The following is a 20666-nucleotide window of genomic DNA, read 5'->3' as shown; positions in this document are numbered from 1 at the left end:
TTAAATCAGGAAGCAGCGCACGTAAGTTCGTTGCCATATACCGCGATTTATCGTCTCCTTCGTTCCTAGTGAACAAGGGGACTTTTTGTTGGCTGTAAATTGAAAATATGGAAAAGAGGGTTTAAGTGATGAAACAGAGCAATTTCAAAAAAAGTCTTATTCTTACATTAGCGGTTGCGACCGCGATCTCGTTAGCGGCATGTGCGAAGAAGGAAACAGAAATTACGGATCCATCGAAACTAGGTGGTGCGGGGACGAAGGCACCCGTAACATCGGCAACTCCTGCCGCTGCGAAGAAAACGACGTATCCATTGAAAGTAAAAGATGCGACAGGTAAAGAGTTTACGTTCGACAAAGCGCCAGAACGAATCGCGTCGGTCTCGCCATCAGAGACAGAATCGCTGTTTGCGATTGGACTAGAAGCGAATATTGTCGGTGTATCGGATTATGACGATTATCCGGAAGCAGCAAAATCGAAGCCGAAGCTAGGCAGCATTACGAAGCCCAATATGGAGGCAGTCATTGCTACGAATGCGAATATTGTTATCACTGGTGTTTCCATGAATGCTAAAGCAGTGGATGACCTGCGTGCGATGAACATTAACGTGTTTAAAGTAGATCCCAAAACACTTGATGAAGCGATCAATAATATTCAAACGTTTGGACTGATTACCGATCATCAAGAGCAAGCGGAGAAAGTTGTCGCCAAAATGAAAGCGGATCGTCAGAAAGTTGTCGATGCTGTAAAAGATGTGAAGCAAGAGAATAAGAAAAAAGTGTACATGGAATTTGCTCCAGGCTGGACCGTAGGAAGCGGTGTGTTCATGGATGAATTAATTACCCTAGCTGGGGGGATTAATGTTGCTGCGGATAAAGCAGGCTGGTATGAAATCAGTGAAGAGAAAATCATTCAACAGAACCCGAACGTGATCTTATTCGCAAACGGGATTGTTGATATCAAGAGTAAGAAGCCGTTAGAAGAAATTATTCGTACGCGCGGTGGGTGGGATACGATTGACGCCGTGAAAAATAAACGTGTGATAGGTCTTGACCAGAACTCCGTAAGCCGCCCAGGTCCGAGACTGACGGATGGACTACTGGAAATGGCGAAAGGGATCTATCCTGAATTGGTGAAATAATGAAAAGAAAATTGATGTTTGGAGGAGGAGTAGGCGTTCTACTCCTTCTTCTTTCTATTGTGGTGAGTTTATCCATCGGGTCGGCACAGCTTCCACTTTCACAAATCGTGGGGATTCTAGCGAAGCATCTTCCTTGGATAGGAAGTCATGTCGAGGTGAACTGGCCGCAATCTTCGGAACAAATCATTAATAAAGTAAGAATCCCTCGCATGTTACTGGGTATTCTTGTAGGGGCTGTACTCTCCATAGCTGGTGCTGGTTTCCAAGGGGTTCTGCGCAATCCGCTTGCCGACCCTTACTCGTTGGGCGTATCTTCAGGAGCTTCTGTTGGGGCTGCAGTTCTTATTTATTTCGGGCTGCAGTTCGCTTGGTTCGGACAATGGTCGATCCCCATTGTGGCTTTCGCGACGGGGCTTATTTCCCTGTTCTTGGTTTTGAAGCTAGCAATGATTGATGGGAAGCTAAAGATGGAAACGTTGATTCTATCCGGCGTTGTGATGCAAGCCTTTCTAGGGGCGTTTGTATCGTTCTTAGTTTCGATTTCGAACCAAACGGTGAATGAAATTATTTTCTGGCTCATGGGCAGTCTATCGATGCGTGGATGGGCATATACGTATATGATTTTACCTTATCTACTAATCGGTATAGTGATTCTGCTAAGCTATGCGAGATCATTAAACCTGCTGGCATTAGGAGAGCGTCAGGCTGCACATCTCGGTGTTCATGTTGAGCGTACGAAACTGATTGTACTCATCGCTTCAACGTTGATCACGGCTGCTGCGGTGTCTGTCGCAGGGGTGGTTGGCTTTGTTGGGCTGATCGTACCGCACTTGGTGCGACTGTTGGTTGGTCCGGATTATCGACTAATCATTCCTTTATCCGCGATTTGCGGTGGTATTTATGTGTTATGGGCTGACACATTAGCTCGAACTCTCCTAAGTCCTACGGAAATTCCTCTGGGAGTGATTACGGCGTTTCTGGGTGCACCATTTTTTGCCTATCTGCTCCATAAAGATAAGAAAACGTTAAGAGGTTGATCACGATGATTCAAGTGGAGGGGCTCTTTCAGAGCTTTCGAGAACAACAAGTGTTGGATAATATAAGCTTCGAGGTCGAGCAAGGGGAGTTTTTTGGGATCATTGGTCCGAATGGCAGCGGGAAATCTACATTACTGCGACTCTTATCCGGCATGGATCCGGTCATGCATGGCCATGTGCTTTTAAAAGGAAAAAAGGTATCATCGTATTCGCGCAAAGAACTGGCCAAATGGCTCGCTGTACTTCAGCAAGATGCGTTGCCGCCTGTTGGCTTCACGGTTCGTGAAGTCGTGGAGATGGGACGCTACCCGTTCCAAAATTGGCTAGGGGAAGATACGTCTGAATCGGATGGACTTATTGATGCCATTATCACAAAGCTTGAGTTGGAAGGGCTCGTAGATCGCACGATTGAGCGACTAAGTGGTGGGGAGCGGCAGCGTGTTGCTCTTGCCAAGGTGATGGCTCAGCAGCCAAGCTTGCTCATGCTCGATGAGCCGACTACTTTTCTAGATATCGGTTATCAAATACAGATGATGGATTATATTCGTTCTTGGCAGCAGGAGTCGGAACTAACGGTTATAGCTGTTCTTCATGATTTGAATTTGGCAGCGCAGTATTGCACGAGATTGATGATCGTACATGAGGGGCGAGTAACCGCCATTGGAACACCTGCAGAAATTATTACAAGTACACAAATAGCTGAAGTATATGGAACAGAGCCGATTGTACTTAAACACCCCGTGAGTGAGGTTCCGCAGATTTTATTACAACCTGGGAAATAATGAAGGCTGGAGGAAGTCGATAATGAACAATTTACATAACTTGATTAACGCGATTGAACCTATCCATCAAGAGGTGGCTCTTCAAGCCAATGACCATTTGAATCAGTTGACGAAGCCGCAAGGAAGCTTGGGTAAGCTTGAGGATATCGCACGCCAAGTCGCTGGGATTACAGGTGAAGTGATGCCGACTTTTGAGAAAAAAGCGGTTATTGTCATGGCTGGTGATCATGGTGTTTGTGAGGAAGGCATCAGTGCCTTCCCGGCGGCAGTGACACCGCAAATGGTGCTCAATTTCCTGTATGGTGGGGCTGCTGTTAATGTCCTTGCTAGACATGCTGGAGCTGATGTGGTTTGTGTGGATATGGGGGTTAATGCGGATTTAGAGCATCCCAATCTCGTCTCTTGTAAAGTTAGAAAAGGCACGCGCAACATGGCGAAGGAAGCGGCTCTTACCTTGGAGGAGACGACGCAAGCGATTGTAGCTGGCAGTGAAATTGTGGACGATTTGGTGGCAAAAGGGTACCGGCTTTTCGCTACGGGTGAAATGGGGATTGGCAATACGACGGCGAGCGCAGCGATCTTATGTGCGTTGACGGGATTAGACACTAGTATTGCTGTAGGTCGTGGAACCGGCATTGACGATGCGACTTGGCTGCATAAGCAGTCGGTTGTGAATACGGCGCTGGATGTGAATGGGTTGCTTGGGCGTGGGGCAGGAGTCAGTGCAGGCGCGAGTGCGAGTGCAAGTGCAAGTGCAAGTGCGAGTGCAAGTGCAAGTGCAGAAGAAGGCTCAAGCGGTGATTACGCGCTTGAGGTGTTGAGCAAAGTCGGCGGATTGGAGATCGCCGGTCTTGTTGGGGTGATCCTGGGCGCAGCGAAGCATCGCTGCCCGGTCATTGTCGACGGCTTCATCTCGTCGACCGCGGCGCTCGTGGCGAGCCGATTAGCCCCGCTAAGCGCGTCCTACATGCTCGCCTCGCACTTATCGCAGGAGCAGGGACATGCGAAGGTGCTCGAGTCGGTTGGCCTCGCAGCGATGCTGCAAATGGATATGCGACTGGGTGAAGGCACAGGCGCAGTGCTTGTGTTCAACTTGATCGATGCCGCAGGCAAGATCATGAAGGAAATGGCGACCTTCGAAAGCGCAGGCGTTTCGAGGGAGTAACAGGCAGAGAGAAGGAGGCGAACACGATGGCGGTTCTGGTAACGGGCGGCGCGCGCAGCGGCAAGAGCTCCTTCGCGGAGAAGCTGGCCATGCATCGCTGCCAGCAGGGGATTTACATTGCGACCTCCCACATCTACGATGAGGAAATGAGGGAGCGGGTGAGTCTGCACCAGCAGATGAGGCTTCACTCTGGTTTCCCTTGGGAAACGAGGGAGGAGCCATATGCGCTGCGAGACTGTCTCACGCAGCTTCAGGAGAGCGGCGAGGGCGCAGTAGTATTAGTAGACTGCCTGACGCTGTGGCTGACGAACTGGCTGCTCTATTACGAGCAGGAGAACAATGCAGTTCAACTCGTAACCAATCAAATTGACGAACTCGTGGATGCCGTGTCCTCCTACAGTGGACAACTTATTTTAGTTACGAATGAAGTGGGCGACGGTATTGTGCCTGAGTACCCGCTTGGCCGTCAATTCAGAGATTTGGCTGGACGGATGAATCAGCGTGTGGCTGAAGTCTGTCAGCAGGTTTTTCTGGTTACGGTCGGTATCCCGATCGAATTAAAAAGTAGAGCTTATTTGTAAAGAATTTATATGTTACACATAATAAGTTGGAAATATTTGTCTATATAATCTTCCGTCCTTGAAGGACGAGTAGCCGTTTATTTTGACATCTAAATGATAAGTTTGTGTGGTTCGGGTTAAGTGGAAAGGGAATAGTTGTAGCTGAAAGTATCGTAAATATACGGTGGGCCAGAGGCAAATAGATGGATTTTATACAGTTATATTTGGGGATTTTTCGAGCGCATTATGAATAAATGGAAAAACAGTAGTTAATTTTGTCCATTTAACCAATATGAACAAAAAAAGGTGAAATTAACGACATGTTTTACAGTTAAATCGAGTTTTCAAAGGAATTTCTCATAAATAGCTGTATATTTTCCATTTAATACAAATGTGCAGCCTACGCGACCCTCAAATCTATAAACAACACCAATACCGTCTTAAATCCCGTGTGTTAGGAGTCTTTGTGGAAAAATAATGTTTGTGTTTCATGTGATTAGGCGGCTATATGTCCTCATAAACAATTTGAGACGTTTAAGAGGGCAGCGTAGCCGTTAATTTGTAGACAAGTAAGTACGGAATGGTGAAGCCCTTATGTGGATATATACTTGGCAGGAACTCGTCTGGATGACGGCTGCTGCAATAGCATTAGATTGGCTGATTGGTGATCCGAAATGGCCCACGCATCCCGTTATACTCATTGGACGCTGGATCCGCTGGGTGGAAGATAGACTGCACCATAGGAAGGCCGCATCAAGCAACGAAGAGGATGAACACCGCACAAGGCTGCGCATAAAGGGTCTCTTGCTCATGCTTTCTACAATTACACTGAGTTTTATTGTGGTACTTGTGCTCGTACACTTCGCAAATGATATTCATCCTTGGTTAGGGTATGCGGTGTCAACTTGGCTTATCTCCACGACGGTGGCGATCAAAGGCTTAAAGGATGCTGCGTATCTGGTCTACAATCCGCTGCGCGCAGGCAATCTCGCGGATGCTCGCAAGTACACCGGCTACATCGTTGGCCGGGATACGGATGCGCTTCACGAGGAGGAACTCACGCGAGCCGTCGTGGAGACGGTCGCGGAGAACATCGTGGACGCGGTCATCGCGCCCTTGTTCTATGCGCTCATCGGCGGTGCGCCGCTGGCGATGTTATACCGGGCATCGAATACGCTGGATTCGATGGTCGGCTACCGAAATGACAGATACCGTCATTTCGGCACCGCGTCGGCCCGCTGGGACGACGCCCTAAACTGGATCCCGGCGCGGCTCACCGGGATCCTGCTGATCCTCGTGGCCCTGGCGAAGCCGGGCCTCTCAGCTCCGCGCGCGGCGGCGGCGATTCGCCGCTTCGCGCATCTACACCCCAGCCCGAACAGCGGGATCCCTGAGTCGGCGGTAGCCGGGGCACTCGGGATCGAGCTCGGCGGGCTGAACGTCTATGGCGGCGCGGCGAGTGAGCGCGCCCGCCTGGGCTGGCCGCTGCGTCCGCGAACGCAGCGGGATATCGTGAACGCCGTGCGCATGCTCTACGGCGTCAGTTTTGTAGTGATGGGAGGACTCCTATGCGTCGTACTCATTTTTTAATGGACGGGCTGCGAGCCTGTGCAGCCGCCTTTCAATTCCTAACGCGTCTGCCGATTCCGGTACAGATTGAGTATACCGAGCGCGTGTTTCAGCGCAGCGCCATATTTTACCCACTTGTGGGCTTCGTGATTGGACTACTTCTTATGGTGGCAGGAGCTGGGCTTTCCTATGTGCTGCCAACGATGCCGGCTGCTGTCTTGCTCCTAGCGATCTGGGTCATTCTCACAGGTGGACTGCATCTGGATGGCCTCATGGATACCGCAGACGGGATACTTAGTCACCGTCCCCGCGAGCAAATGCTTGAGATTATGAAAGATAGCCGTGTGGGGGCAATGGGCGTTATTGTGTGTGTCCTGCATCTGTTACTAAAATTTTCCTTGCTCTATACCTTGCTGGATACTTACCAAACAGGGGACCGAGGAAGTCTGCTTCTTCTACTGGCCATCGTGCCGATATGGAGTCGTTGGTTCATGGTTGCAGCGATTCGAATTTGGTCTTACGCAAGGCCAAATTCGGGATTAGGGAGTCTGTTCCGTGGCGTTAACAGCAAGCATGTCACGATATCTTTATTAGTAGCCCTATTAACGACTACGCTATGTATTTGCACTGCGAACCCAACTTCGTTACCGAGCTGGAGCATTGTTCTAGGCTTTATGACCATCACCACGCTAGTTGGAAGCGGTATTGCAGCCTACATCAGCAGCAAGCTTGGCGGACTTACCGGAGATACGTATGGCGCTTTAAATGAGCTGCTGGAGAGCGTGCTTTTACTAGCCGTCATCATCATTGTCCTGTAGGGTAGGGGCTGTCATCTTCTCGTGAAAGGAATGACCATTATGTTAGAGCGTTATGGACACGGAGGCGATCTGTGGACAGCAGAGGAAGCTTGGAATCGGCCGAAGGAACAATTTCTGGATTACAGCTCGAATATGAACCCTCTTGGGCCTCCTGAGGTGGTCAAAGAGATTCTAACAGCAAGCTGGCGCGATATCGTCAAATATCCAGATCCTGCTGTGCGTGAGCTTCGTCGAAATCTAGCTCAGAAGTACGAGATTGATCCGGAAAGTATTTTAGTTGGAAATGGAGCCGCAGAGCTCATCGATTTGATCATTCGTGTAGTGAAGCCAAGCACAACGGGGCTTGCTAGGCCGTCTTTTAGCGAGTATGAGGAAGCTGTTCACAAGACGGGTGGCAGGATAATCAATATCCCCTTACTCCCTGAGCATCAATTCGAATTACAATGGCAGGATGTCGAAGCAGCGCTGCCAGCCCTGGACTTGTTTTTCCTCGGGCACCCCAACAATCCTACTGGTAAACTGATTCCTCGCAACGTGCTAAGCAAACTGCTTCAGAGCGGGCGTAAGCTCGTGCTGGACGAGGCTTTTATGGATTTTGTTCCACAGGAGTCGGAGTATTCGATGCTGCAACTTGCCTCTACAAGTCAAGACCTGATTGTGATCCGTTCAATGACAAAATTTTATTCCATCCCAGGCATTCGTTTAGGTTTTATGGTAGCTCACCCTGATCTTATCCAGCAACTCCGACAGCAGCAGGTACAATGGAGTGTGAATTATCTCGCTCAACAGATGGGGGGGGCGGTTCTGGAAGATGATGCGTTCGAACAATCCACTAGAGAATGGTTGCGCATCGAGAGGCCTTGGCTCATCGAGCAATTAAGTCATATCGGTTTGGAAGTTGTGCCAAGTGATGTGAATTTCTTGTTGTTTTCATTTCCTGTATCGAGTGGGATTAGCGTTAAACAAGCTCAACAGCATATGGGGCATCAAGGGATTCTGATTAGGGATGCTTCGTTATTCGCAGGCTTGAATGAACGTTATTGTCGAGTTGCCATTCGTCTTCGTGAGGATAATGAGCGTTTACTACAAGCCTTACGCAGCATGATGAACGACTTAACTACTAGCGGAGGTACCGGCCATGAGTGAATCAAAGTCAGCAGTTCTCATGATTCAAGGCACTGCTTCTGATGTTGGCAAAAGTATTCTTACGGCGGCCTTATGCCGTATTTTCGTGGGGGACGGCTGGCAGACAGCGCCTTTTAAATCGCAAAATATGTCCCTCAATTCTTACATTACGTTCGATGGCAAAGAAATTGGCAGAGCGCAAGGTGTGCAAGCAGATGCTTGCCGAATTGTCGCTACGACAGATATGAACCCGATTCTGCTCAAGCCTAAGCAAGACATGGTGGCTCAAGTTGTTGTTCATGGGAAGCCATATGCCGATTTGGAGGCAAGGGCGTATAGAGAGTCCTATTTGCCCAAAGCGGAAGTTATCGTGAAAGATGCTTTAGAACGCTTGCGCAGCGCATATGACATTGTCGTTCTAGAAGGAGCAGGAAGTCCGGCGGAGGTCAATCTGAAAGATCGTGACATCGTCAATATGCGTCTAGCCGGTTGGGCAGATTCACCGGTTCTGCTGGTTGCTGATATTGATCGTGGCGGGGTTTTTGCTTCGATTGTGGGTACGCTTGAAATCTTGACCCCAGAGGAACGAGACCGGGTGAAAGGCTTTATTATTAATAAATTTCGCGGGGACGTCAGCTTGCTGAAGCCTGGCTTGGATTGGCTGGAAGAGCGAACAGGGAAGCCAGTTCTTGGCGTCATTCCCTATTTGCAGCAGCTTGGCATTGAGGACGAAGACTCGGCATCACTCGATTCCAAACGTACGCTAAGCAGAAGATCTTCGAACCAACAAGGAAAGAATTCAGATCAATTGGACGTTGCGGTCATTCGCTTGCCTCGTCTTTCGAACTTCACGGATTTTGATCCGCTGCAAGAAGAAACCGACATACATTTCCGATACATCGATTCGTTAGCTGAATGGGGTGAGCCGGACGTCGTTTTACTTCCAGGAAGTAAGAATACGATGGAAGACTTGCACTATCTGAAGGAGTCGGGTCTGGCTGCGCGATTAATTTCTTTTGCTCATGAGGACAGAGGTTGGATTGTTGGGATTTGTGCAGGTTATCAAATGCTAGGCGTCACACTCTCGGATCCAGGAAGGTACGAATCAGAGCATGCTGAGCTTGAAGGCTTAGGGCTGCTTCCGACAGAAACGGTGTTCACGCCAGACAAACGAACTGTAAGGGTGCAAGGCGTCAGTACGCTTTTCGCTGCTAATTTGGTTATCGATGGTTATGAAATCCACATGGGACGGACGCAATATGTGCATGAAATCGTACCTCCTTTCCAAATTGCTCCTCAATTAGGCACCGATTCAGAGGAGCTTCTTGAAACTTCGCTTCATCCTGACGGAGCAGTCTCACTAGATGGCCGTGTGTGGGGAACTTACATCCATGGTATTTTGCACAATGATGATTTCCGTAGAGCTTGGTTGAACCAGATTCGATTGCAAAAGGGATTATCCCCAATCTTAGAAGGACTACGGTATAAGGAACGCCGAGAAGCGGCATTTGATCGATTAGCTGACCATGTACGAGCTCACTTGGATATGAAGCGAGTTTATGAGATGATGGAAGTCACACATTCTACGAAGGCGGGAGGAGTTCTAAGATGAAAATATATACACGTACAGGAGATGCAGGCCAAACCGGTGTGATTGGTGGTCGTGTGGACAAAGATGATGATCGTGTCGAGGCCTATGGAACGACGGATGAGCTGAATAGCTTTCTAGGTCAAGCGATGAGTTTCATGGATCCGCAGAAATACCCCGATTTATTGCTTGATTTACTGCAAGTTCAACATGAGCTGTTTGATTGCGGTTCAGATCTAGCACTGCTGAAGCAGGATTTGCGTCCTTATAAAGTAACGGCAGATATGGTAGAAGCGTTAGAAACTTGGATTGATAAATATGATGCCGAAACGCCAGATATTACTCGCTTTATTTTGCCTGGAGGCGGGACTGTATCCTCTACCTTGCATGTTTGTCGTACAGTTTGCCGTAGGGCCGAACGTCTTGTCGTTACACTAGCCCGCACACAGGAGATTAATCCCGAGGTGCGCCGATATTTGAACCGGTTGTCGGACTTTTTCTTCACGATTGCTCGCACAGCGAACTTCCGAGAGGGGATTGCAGATGTGGAATATATACGCAGTGCTGAGGTGTTTAAACGTAAATCATGAGCTACTATGAACCATTAGTATACATTGTCCCGTCAGAGGAAGAAGGATTCATCCTCAAAACGGTGCTCCAAAAAAGATTGATGGTCTCACGCAAATTGTTATCCCGCATCAAACTTACGGAGCGAGGGATTACGGTTAACGGGGAAAGGCAGTACATCAATATCAAAGTGAAGGCTGGCGACCGTGTCGAAATTCGAATGGAAGAAGAGCAATCCGAGGATATTCTGCCTCAGGATCTTCCACTGCATATTCTTCACGAAGATGAGCATTTGCTCATTCTAGCGAAAGATGCGGGCATCATTGTCCATCCAACGCATGGTCATTATGTGAATACGATTGCGAATGGGGTCGTGTATCACTGGCAGCAAGCGGGGATTACGTGCCGTTTCCGTCCGGTACATCGACTGGATCAAGAAACATCTGGTGTCCTCGCCATTGCCAAAACACCTTATGTACATCAGCAAATTTCCGAGCAAATGATTCAGCATCTCGTGAAAAAAGAGTATCTCGCATTCGTTTGGGGTACGGTAGCCTTACCATCAGGGACGATCAATGAACCTATTGATCGTGATCCCGAGCAGCCTCATGTACGCATCGTTCGCCCTGATGGTTATGCTGCTGTAACGCATTATGAGGTCGTGAAACAATTCGAGAAAGCCGCACTCGTTCGGATTTGGCTTGAAACTGGGCGTACGCATCAAATTCGTGTGCATATGCGCCACTTAGGGCATCCACTGTTAGGGGATAAGATGTACACACTGGAACAGTATAGGGACGTTGCAGCTGAACTGGAAGCCAGCGATCGATTAGAGCGTCAGGCGCTGCATGCGTTTAAACTAGGCTTTGTACACCCAGGTACAAGGGAATGGACCGAATTTAATGCGCCATTACCTGCCGATTTATCCGATCTTGAGCAATGGTTAGCCAATAAAAGGTAAAAAATCGAAAATCACTCCAATTTCTGGATGGTTTTTCTTTGCAATTACTTGACTTTCCATGGCAATTAGCCCAAAATTTTAAGTAGTTCTATTTGATCATCATACGGCATAAAGGAGTTATTACAACGTGGGAGTTAAAGTGTATGGTTACGATAAATGTGGGACCTGCAGGAGTACTATAAAGTGGCTGAAAGCACACGATATTGAGATTACTGATTCCATCGCTTTATTTGAAACGCCGCCTTCAGCGAAGGAACTAGCAGATTTGCTTCAGTTAAGTGGCTTTGAGATTAAGAAGTTTTTCAATACATCAGGCGACGTCTACAAAGAGATGAATTTGAAAGACAAGCTGGCAGGTATGTCACAAGAACAAATGCTTGATTTGCTAGCCTCGAATGGGCGATTAATTAAGCGACCTATTGTAACGGATGGACATAAAGTGACGGTAGGCTTCAAAGAAGATGTATTTGAGGATGTTTGGGCGAAAGGGTGATAGGGACGTGGAAGACAACCAGAAACCAACACGCAAAAAGTCACCACTAGCTATTGGCGGATTCATCGCTGTCCTCTTATCACAAGGCAAGCTGCTGCTTGCCGCTTTGAAGTTTGGAAAAGTTGGCGGCGCTGTCATCTCGATGTTTATCACGATTTGGGCTTACGCTTACTTGGCGCCGTTGCCGTTTGCGATTGGTCTGGTGCTTATGATCCTCATCCATGAGTTAGGACATGTGCTTGCAGCGAAGATCAAGGGGTTACCCGTGTCGGCACCAGTCTTCATCCCATTCCTCGGTGCGTTGATCACGATGAAAAAGAATCCAACTGATGCAGCCACAGAAGCCTTCATAGGTATTGGAGGCCCTATTCTGGGGACGCTCGGAGGCGTAGCTGCTTTTGGTGTAGGTGTTTATTTGGATTCAGCAGTGATCGTTTCTGTTGCCTACGCTGCTTTTTATCTGAATCTGATCAACTTGCTGCCTATACATCCCCTGGACGGCGGACGAATCTCAACAGCCGTAACACGCTGGTTATGGTTAGTTGGTTTAGTTGGCGGGCTCATCATCATAATCTATATCGATAGTTACTTTTCGAGTAAGATTATTTTCTTGATCATCTGGGCGATGTTTGCATGGGATTTATACAAGAAATATGTGCGGTATCGTCATAAAGAAGAACGCGTAACTGTCGCTACACGATTCGAATTTCCAGCCAATCATTTGCTGCAACAAGGCTATATGATCCCAGGTGAGAGCCATACGCGTGATTTGGACTATATCACCTATTCGGAATTGCAAGGGCCAGGCGCTGGCCGACAAACGTTGACTATGTCATGGCATGCGATTGGATTTGAAGGGCACGCATACTTGCCTGTGCAGGCGATTGTTAAGAGAGTGCAATTGGTAAAAGCAGAACGCATTAATAAAGAGGATGGCTTGCACCTTGGTCTTCAGGTTCAAGTGGAATACTCCCCACTAGGGATGCAAGAAAGCTATTATGAAGTACCCGTTAAAACTCGCTGGAAGTTTGGGATCTCCTATTTGGTATTAATTTTATTTTTGCTCTATATGATAAGACTCGTTCATCAGGTCGGCATCATTTCCTAACATCACATTTCACATAATAAGGAAGCTATCTATGACATTTAAAGGATCCAGACGGCTGCAGCAGCTAGGCTCGGCTATTTTTTCGGAAGTAGCAGAATGGAAGAGAGAGGTTATGAACCAAGGGGTAGACGTCATAGATTTAGGTATAGGAAGTCCTGACCAGCCTCCCTCAGATCGTATTTTGGAAGCAATGGCAGACGCAGTTCGTAATCCTGTTCATTACGGTTACCCAACATCCGAAGGAAGTTTGGCCTTTCGCGAAGCGGTAGCCAAATGGTATGACTATCGATTCGGTGTCAAGCTCGATCCTGAAACGGAGATCTTAACTTTAATGGGCTCACAAGATGGGCTTGCTCACTTAGCGCTTTCTCTCTGTGATCCTGGGGATATGGCCATTGTCCCTGATCCAGGTTATCCTATATATTCGGCAAGTCTTGTCTTGGCAGGGGTTGAACCCTATTTACTACCGCTGCGTGCAGCAAATCATTTTTTACCCCAACTAGAGGACATCCCAGATGACGTGGCTGCTAAGGCGAAATTCATCTTGCTAAACTATCCAAGCAATCCGTTATCTGCTGTTGCAGATCGTGCTTTCTTCGAGTATTTGATTTCGTATGCGAAGAAGCAGGATTTGCTTATAGTACATGATCTTGCCTATTCCGAAATGGCTTTTGATGGCTATAAGCCCATGAGTATTTTGGAGATTGAAGGTGCTAAGGAGGTTGCTATTGAATTCCATTCTTTATCGAAAAGCTTCAATATGGCAGGTTGTCGCATCGCGTTTCTAACAGGTCATGCAGATGCAGTTAAGGCGCTCAAGACGCTGAAATCGAATATTGATTACGGTGTATTTGGAGCTATACAAGCAGCAGGTATTGCAGCATTAGAAGAAGATATGGAAAGCGATCATTCTGTCTCAAGTATGTATGAGAAAAGACGAAATTCTTTTATTTCGGCATTAAATGATGCGGGTTGGATCATTCCGCCACCGAAAGCAACGATGTTTATTTGGGCTCCTATCCCCAAGGGATGGACATCTCGACAAATTTCCCGGGAAATGTTGTTTCAGACAGGTGTAGTTGTCATTCCTGGCGATGCATTTGGCGCTGAAGGAGAAGGATTTGTCCGTATTGCTTTAGTGCAAGAAGAAGCTCGATTACTTGAGGCAGCAAGGCGAATAGGAGATTGGCTTCGGTCCTTAGAATGAAAGTTAGAGATTTTGGTAAAAATAGGAGAATGAGAGACATATTTAGGTAGAAGATTGAGAAAATTTATACGTTGAAAGGGGTAAGTATATGGATGCCATTTCTTCACTATCAGAGCTTTTAGCTGAACAGAAGCCGTCATCGTACGTAGAGATTCCCGGAATTTTAGGACAGACGTTCGGTCAAGCGACAATTGCTGCTACATTACCTATTAGCAAACTATTTTCTATTTTTGAGGTGGATTTAGAAGTACAACGTGCGATCATTCCGCGTAACCTCTCTAAGTTAATTGACTATGTGAATTTATATTTGGAAGATCGCCAGCCAATCTATTTCCCTGGCATCATTTTCTCAGCAAGAGGCGCAGGACATTACGATGAGGACCAACAAGCCCTTCGCTTACAGCCAATTGAGAAATTGTATGTCGTTGACGGTCAGCATCGCTTGGCAGCTTTCCAACGGATTATGGAAACGTTGCAAAGTCAGATGGCACGAGCGAAAGATCGTCGTGAATATGACAAAATGGATGAGATTACGGAAAAGCTTCGCCGTTTATATGCGTTCCCAATCTCAACAATGACCTATCTAGACATTAATGCGCGTCAGGAACGTCAATTGTTCTCCGATATTAACAAGCTTCCTCGTAAGCTTGGAGGCAACTTGGCTGTCCTTCGTGATCAACGCCGGTTCTATCATGTGGCAGCTACAGAGCTAGCAGCGAAAGCGCCTGCGATGCAGAAGCTAACTGTCGATATGTTCTCAGAGCGTGGCAAATCGCCGGAGTATCTTTTCTCTTACCATTTGTTGATTGAAATTCTAGTGGGATTGTTTGAAGGACGAATGAAATCTGCTGCTCGTAATAACAACTATCAGTATGCGGATAAAGATTTGCAGGAGCTTATTTCGCTGGCAGGCGGCTACTTTAACGGATTATTGACACACTTACCATCACCGACCAAGGGTGAAATTGTGTGGTCTGAGAATATCCAAATTGCGTTAGCCCTCTTCATGCATGAAGAAGCGACGAAAACAGGCAGCTTTAATCGCTATGCACTTGAGCATGCTTTGAAAATATTGCCACATGTCAACTGGAATAGTATTTATGCTGGAGAAGAGAAGGATCGTCTCCCAAGACGTACACGTATCATGAAAGCTTACAACCACATTAAGAGCTTCTATCAAGATCAGAATGCATTCCTAATCAGTGATGCAGAAGACTATAAAGCTAGTTTTGCGAATAAGGAGGACGTGAGCTAATGGAAGGATTACGCCTGAAAATGACTATCCATCCTTTCTGCGAAAAGTTCGGTCTCGCGACTGTGGCTTTGCGCGTTCAGGACCTGCTGAACTATACGATGATCGATCCCATGGTTCAACGGAAGCTGAGTAACATGCAGCGCAGGAAGATTTCGACTTATTTGCAAGAACGCGAATTGGACCATGTGTTCTTCGGTCCTGTAACCTTATCGCTTCGCGAAGTGAACCAACTCTCCAAAGGAGTGAAGGAATTCCTCTTGCGACACGGCTCGAAGCTGTCCATTCTTGACGGGCAACATCGGATTCTAGCGCTTGGTTATGTAAATGATCAGATGCAGAAAGAAGTACGACGCTACGAGAAGAAGCTGGCTCTACTGAAGATTAAGCAACGGAAGTTTAGTGACGACGCGGAGATTAAGCAAGAAGTTGAGGAAACAGAAGGCACGATTAATCAACTTGAGGGTAGACGTTTGGACCTGATGGAAACACAACTTGCTGTGCAAATTTATATCGGCTTAACGGAGGAAGAAGAGCAGCAGTTATTTGGCGATATCAACTCCAAAGTGCAGCTGGTTAGTAAAGAACTCGGTCATTCCTTTGACTCCATTGATCCGCTTAATCTGGTTATTCAGCAGGTCGTGGATCACAATGTGTATCTGAAGGCAGCGGGTGTGGAGAGACGCAGTAACCTGACCTCTTTTAACCGCAACTTTACATGCTTCAGCTGGTTGTATGCAACGGCGACGATGCTGTTCTCAGGCAGAATGCAGCCTTCTTATGAACTGCAGCGTAAAATTCGACATGATCCATCGACGTATGTTGAAATCTTGCATCAATTCTTCAATACGATTCTACCAATGATGCCAGAGCAGCCAGGTTTGGCACAATATACATCCGCGAACCGTGTGATTCAGGAAAGTATTGCCCTGTATGCGAATCGATTCTTATTCCCGAATGGCGAATATAATGATGAGTGGACGCAGTCCTTACAATTGCTAGAAGGCTTCGATTGGTCACATGACAATGAAGAGTTAATCTATGTATTTGGCTCATTGGACAATGGGAAAATCAACCTCATCCACGAGAAATCGTTGAAAAAACATGCGAAGCTCGTGCAATTCTTCCTAGAAGGCACGGATTCCGCTAGTGATTCTGAAGAAGTATCCTCTGCATAGCTAGAAACCAATAACCCTTTCGATCTCAATGAGAATTGAGACTGAAGGGGTTATTTTTCGTTTGTATACCTTTCGTCAGATTACTAGTCTCAAAATATACGAATCCTAGTATTCATTTGTCTATACCAAAAGTAAAGAACTAGCATACGATATCATATAAAGCTTGAAGGGAGGAAAACACAATGAGTTGCTCCGTATTTGCTACTTTGTCTCGCATCGGACTTGGTACGGTCATCACAATTCACGCAGGTACTACACCGAATCATACAGGTAAATTTCTTGGTATTGAACATGGGAATGTTGTTCTAGCAAGTAATAACGGTACGGTTTTCTTTGTTGCCATCGATAGAATTGCTGTGGTTCATATCCCTTAATGATCGTACCCAACTGAAAGCAAGAAGGAGCAAGAGAGTGGACGAGCTCTCTTGCTTTCTTCCTTTTTAACATAAATAGCCATGACGACAAAGAGAGTAGGACACTGTTTCGAGTCTCCTAACTTTGTCTATACTAGTTAATGAAAGCGACTCCACCCGGCAGGAGGCTAAGAATGATGTTAGCCGTTCATCAACGTATGGCGGAATTATGGACACTACGCAGAGCCCGAGAGCTAACTCGAGGCGAACAAGAGGAATTAATGCTATGCATGGAAGCGAACGCGACTTATGTATGGAATCGATTAAAACTAGAAAATTTATCGCTCTGTGCCTCACTGACAGGGGATTATGATTGGTTGCATGACATTTGTGAGCGCATCGAAAAGATTGAACCTAAGCACTGACTAACCGTCGGTGCTTTTTTCCTTTTCTGCAAGAGTGTGGACAGGTATAATAAGGATAGTTCAATGCTAAGGAGATGCCGCATGGTCAGCTGGTTCAAGCAACGGGGAGTAGCTCCCTATACATTTTTTCTTTTAGGATTCATGCTTCTGCTTGCCCTCATACTTAGACTGGTTTTGGCCCCCCATTGGGTAGGCTATGATACGGACGTGCGAACGTTCATGGCGTGGGCAGATCGCGCTTATACGGTAGGCCTGAAGGACTTATATACGAATGCCAAAGAATATTTTCTGGATTATCCCCCTGGCTACATGTATGTCCTATACGTTGTGGGCTTTGTACATCATAAGCTGTCTATCCCTTGGGAAAGCAGCAGCTCCTTACTTATTCTTAAGCTTCCATCAATCCTTGCAGATCTTGGGACAGTTTACCTGTTATTTCGACTAGCGTTCAGTAAGCACGAAGGAGCACGTACCTGGAAGCAGGCGCTGTGGATTGCTGCCTTATTTGCCTTCAACCCAGCCATATGGGCGAATTCCGCGGTATGGGGACAGGTAGATTCTTTTTTCATGCTGTTTATTGTGGCTACATTATTGATGCAGATGAAAGGCAAACTACCGCAAGCCGCCTTCTTTATCGCACTTGCTCTGTTACTTAAACCTCAAGCGCTGCTGTTCGGTATCTTCTTACTGATCGATGTCATAAGGGCACGCAAGTTGATGGTTTGGCTGCTTAGCGTGTTGACAGGCATAGCCACAATGGCTGTTCTTTCCCTTCCTTTTGCAGTGGGTAGAGGCTATGGCTGGATGATCGAATTGTATTCGGGCACGTTAGCTTCCTATCCGTATGCATCGCTCAATGCGTTTAATCTGTTCGCACTTCTTGGCGGGAACTTCGTGGACATCAACAGTGGTTTCTGGCATTTGTCTTATAAATGGATTGGCGTCGTATTAATGATTCTGTCCATCGTATATGTCTGTCTACTTTATTGGCTCGGTAAGAATAAGCGCGGTGCTGTCTTATACATATCGTTCTTATTTATCACGGCTATGTTTATGTGTATGACCAAAATGCATGAGCGCTACTTGCACTATGGCCTATTGCTAGCATTAACGAGCTTCATATACTTGAAGGATCGCCGAATTCTATGGCTGTTTATCGGCTTTAGTATTACGCATTTTATCAATATTGGTGATGTACTCCTGCGGAGTTTTCATCAGGACTATCACATTCCGCGATACAATCCTTTGATGCTGACGGTTTCAGCGATCAATGTTATGATGTTTGTCTATGCTTGTATATTGGGATGGAGGCTTTTCGTGAAATCAGATGGGGATGAAACTGTGGAGGAAACTATGCCTCTAGTCGACAACAAGGTCGAAGTGCTTCCAATGGAAGATGACCTGGAAGAGAAAGCAACGAATTTAAGAGAAACCTCACCGTGGAAGGCACTTTTCCATAAGACAGAGGATCATATAGAAAGAGGGAAGCGCGGGCGCTTTTTCTCCCGTAAAGATGCCCTGTATCTAGGTGTACTTATGGTGGTTTATACGATCATTGCACTGTTCCATCTCGGCGGGCATAAAGATCCAACGACGTTCTGGCAGCCATCACGTGGGGGAGAGACGGTCATTGCTGATCTCGGCAGCCCGCATCAGATTACACGTATTAATAGTTTTGCTGGCGTTGGGGAAGGTGCTTATTCCTATTGGTTCTCAAATGATGGCGAACAGTGGCAGGATGCTATGGCGGTTAAATCTGATCACACGAAGGTGTTCACCTGGCATACCGTAGAAGCGAATAAAGAAGCTCGCTATGTAAAAATTGTGATCGATACGCAAGAGAGTGCGAAGCTGCATCTTCATGAAATTGGGATTTTCGGGGATGGGGGAACGACGCCATTACCGATCGCTAGTCTAAAGGAAGTAGATGTGGATGCCGCCGATAATGGGAATACAGCTCATTTATTTGATGAGCCAAGCGTCGTCCCATATACACCTACCTACATGAATGGCACGTATTTCGATGAGATTTATCATGCTAGAACGGCTTATGAGCATCTCCATAAGATCGAGCCTTATGAAAGCACACATCCGCCGCTGGGCAAAATATTCATTTCCATCGGTATTTATGTGTTCGGATTAAATCCATTCGGCTGGCGTATTATCGGTACGCTATTCGGAGTAGGCATGATTCCAATTATGTATGTATTCGCAAAACGGATGTTTGGCCGTTCCGAATATGCCCTTATTGCTGCCTTTTTACTTAGCTTTGATTTCATGCATTTTGCCCAAACAAGAATCTCCACGATTGATGTGTACGGTGTGTTTTTTATCATGCTGATGTTCTATTTCATGTATCGGTATACAACGTTGAGCTTCTTCCGTGAAAAGCTGTGGACGACGCTAATCCCACTGGGACTTTCCGGTTTGTTCTTCGGGATCGGTGCTGCTTCCAAGTGGATCGTCATTTATGGCGGTGCCGGCTTGGCCGTCCTCTTATTCATCTCGCTATGGGAGCGGTACAGAGAGTACCAATTTGCCAAGCGAGTACTGAGGGAGAACAGTCGTGATGAAGCTGAGGAGAGCGAGGGAGTTTATGACGATCTGCTCTCGGTGGAAGAATCTACGAAGCTCCTAAGGGTACAAAAGCTTTTCGTACGCAATACATTGCTTACCATACTATGGTGCGTACTCATGTTTGTTATCGTGCCGTTAGGCGTCTACACACTATCCTATATTCCTTTCATGATGGTACCAGGTCCTGGACATCAGTTGAAAGATGTTGTGAGCTATCAGGTACATATGTACAAATACCATAAGGATCTCGTCGCAACACATCCGTTCTCCTCACCATGGTGGGAGTGGCCGATGATGATACGTCCGATCTGGTACTATCAAGCGAAGCTGATGCCGCAGGGTATGCTTTCGAGCATCGTTTCATTCGGTAATCCGTTGGTGTGGTGGCCAGGCTTTATTGCCGTGCTGATGTCCTTCTATCTCGCATTCAAACGCAAGGACAAATTGCTTCGTATGCTGCTCATTGCCTACTGTTCACAGTACCTGCCGTGGATGTTGGTACCGCGACTAACGTTTATTTATCACTATTTTGCAATGGTACCTTTCCTAGTATTGATCTTGACCTACTACATCAAGGACTACTTGGAGCAAGGACCGCTGCAGCGAAGAAAATGGGTCTACGGCTACTTAGCCGCTGTCTTCGTGCTATTCGCACTATTCTACCCGATCCTGTCGGGGATGATTATACCGGCGAAATACTCCTTCTTTTTAAGATGGATGCCGGGCTGGAACTTCTTTTAAAATGACGGATTGACGTCTCTT

The 20666-nt window shown here is 46.8% G+C and carries 19 protein-coding genes; all 19 read left to right on the top strand.

Annotated elements, in window-relative coordinates:
• Positions 1 to 128 precede the first annotated feature (128 nt).
• The 19 genes from GC096_RS09825 (at position 129) to GC096_RS09735 (ending at position 20645) form a co-directional block, all read left to right on the top strand.
• Entirely contained in the window at positions 129 to 1139 is a 1011-nt protein-coding gene (locus GC096_RS09825; protein WP_171630064.1) for an ABC transporter substrate-binding protein, read from the top strand.
• A complete protein-coding gene (locus GC096_RS09820) occupies positions 1139 to 2176 on the top strand; it encodes a FecCD family ABC transporter permease (RefSeq protein WP_171630063.1) in 1038 nt (345 codons plus the stop codon). Before GC096_RS09825 ends, GC096_RS09820 begins: the two co-directional genes overlap by 1 nt.
• 5 nt (positions 2177 to 2181) lie before the next feature.
• Positions 2182 to 2958, top strand: coding sequence for a heme ABC transporter ATP-binding protein (locus GC096_RS09815; RefSeq protein ID WP_171630062.1), 777 nt, complete (start codon positions 2182 to 2184; stop codon positions 2956 to 2958).
• 22 nt (positions 2959 to 2980) lie between these two features.
• The gene (locus GC096_RS09810) at positions 2981 to 4123 is read left to right on the top strand and encodes a nicotinate-nucleotide--dimethylbenzimidazole phosphoribosyltransferase (protein WP_171630061.1); all 1143 of its coding nucleotides are present in this window, start codon (positions 2981 to 2983) and stop codon (positions 4121 to 4123) included.
• A 26-nt stretch (positions 4124 to 4149) separates the two neighbouring features.
• Positions 4150 to 4704 (top strand): bifunctional adenosylcobinamide kinase/adenosylcobinamide-phosphate guanylyltransferase, encoded by a 555-nt coding sequence (gene cobU / locus GC096_RS09805; RefSeq protein ID WP_171630060.1) that lies wholly within the window; start codon positions 4150 to 4152, stop codon positions 4702 to 4704.
• A gap of 606 nt (positions 4705 to 5310) precedes the next feature.
• Positions 5311 to 6273, top strand: a complete 963-nt coding sequence (cbiB, locus tag GC096_RS09800; protein ID WP_376769484.1) for an adenosylcobinamide-phosphate synthase CbiB — start codon at positions 5311 to 5313, stop codon at positions 6271 to 6273.
• A complete protein-coding gene (gene cobS / locus GC096_RS09795; RefSeq protein WP_246302667.1) occupies positions 6252 to 7070 on the top strand; it encodes an adenosylcobinamide-GDP ribazoletransferase in 819 nt (272 codons plus the stop codon). The genes cbiB and cobS overlap by 22 nt, the downstream gene beginning before the upstream one ends.
• A 30-nt stretch (positions 7071 to 7100) precedes the next feature.
• Entirely contained in the window at positions 7101 to 8216 is a 1116-nt protein-coding gene (gene cobD, locus GC096_RS09790; RefSeq protein ID WP_246302674.1) for a threonine-phosphate decarboxylase CobD, read from the top strand.
• A complete protein-coding gene (locus tag GC096_RS09785) occupies positions 8209 to 9807 on the top strand; it encodes a cobyric acid synthase (protein ID WP_171630057.1) in 1599 nt (532 codons plus the stop codon). Before cobD ends, GC096_RS09785 begins: the two co-directional genes overlap by 8 nt.
• Entirely contained in the window at positions 9804 to 10373 is a 570-nt protein-coding gene (locus GC096_RS09780; protein ID WP_171630056.1) for a cob(I)yrinic acid a,c-diamide adenosyltransferase, read from the top strand. The genes GC096_RS09785 and GC096_RS09780 overlap by 4 nt, the downstream gene beginning before the upstream one ends.
• Complete coding sequence (locus tag GC096_RS09775) at positions 10370 to 11311, top strand: RluA family pseudouridine synthase (protein WP_171630055.1); 942 nt, start codon at positions 10370 to 10372, stop codon at positions 11309 to 11311. The genes GC096_RS09780 and GC096_RS09775 overlap by 4 nt, the downstream gene beginning before the upstream one ends.
• 127 nt (positions 11312 to 11438) lie before the next feature.
• Positions 11439 to 11804, top strand: coding sequence for an arsenate reductase family protein (locus GC096_RS09770; RefSeq protein ID WP_171630054.1), 366 nt, complete (start codon positions 11439 to 11441; stop codon positions 11802 to 11804).
• 7 nt (positions 11805 to 11811) lie between these two features.
• Positions 11812 to 12912: a site-2 protease family protein gene (locus GC096_RS09765; protein WP_171630053.1), complete on the top strand. Its 1101-nt coding sequence runs from the start codon at positions 11812 to 11814 to the stop codon at positions 12910 to 12912.
• Positions 12913 to 12943: 31 nt separating this feature from the next.
• Complete coding sequence (locus GC096_RS09760) at positions 12944 to 14119, top strand: aminotransferase class I/II-fold pyridoxal phosphate-dependent enzyme (protein WP_171630052.1); 1176 nt, start codon at positions 12944 to 12946, stop codon at positions 14117 to 14119.
• A gap of 88 nt (positions 14120 to 14207) precedes the next feature.
• A complete protein-coding gene (locus GC096_RS09755; RefSeq protein ID WP_171630051.1) occupies positions 14208 to 15374 on the top strand; it encodes a DNA sulfur modification protein DndB in 1167 nt (388 codons plus the stop codon).
• Complete coding sequence (locus GC096_RS09750; RefSeq protein WP_171630050.1) at positions 15374 to 16549, top strand: DNA sulfur modification protein DndB; 1176 nt, start codon at positions 15374 to 15376, stop codon at positions 16547 to 16549. The genes GC096_RS09755 and GC096_RS09750 overlap by 1 nt, the downstream gene beginning before the upstream one ends.
• 182 nt (positions 16550 to 16731) lie before the next feature.
• Positions 16732 to 16923, top strand: a complete 192-nt coding sequence (locus GC096_RS09745) for a hypothetical protein (RefSeq protein WP_171630049.1) — start codon at positions 16732 to 16734, stop codon at positions 16921 to 16923.
• A 173-nt stretch (positions 16924 to 17096) separates the two neighbouring features.
• Entirely contained in the window at positions 17097 to 17327 is a 231-nt protein-coding gene (locus GC096_RS09740; RefSeq protein WP_235550349.1) for a DUF7667 family protein, read from the top strand.
• Positions 17328 to 17408: 81 nt separating this feature from the next.
• Positions 17409 to 20645, top strand: a complete 3237-nt coding sequence (locus GC096_RS09735; protein WP_246302666.1) for a glycosyltransferase family 39 protein — start codon at positions 17409 to 17411, stop codon at positions 20643 to 20645.
• Positions 20646 to 20666 lie beyond the last annotated feature (21 nt).

The sequence above is a fragment of the Paenibacillus plantarum genome, from assembly GCF_013141695.1.
Classification (GTDB): domain Bacteria; phylum Bacillota; class Bacilli; order Paenibacillales; family NBRC-103111; genus Paenibacillus_E; species Paenibacillus_E plantarum.
The sequence above is the reverse complement of the archived record's forward strand: the minus strand, read 5'-3'. Positions and strand labels throughout refer to the sequence as shown.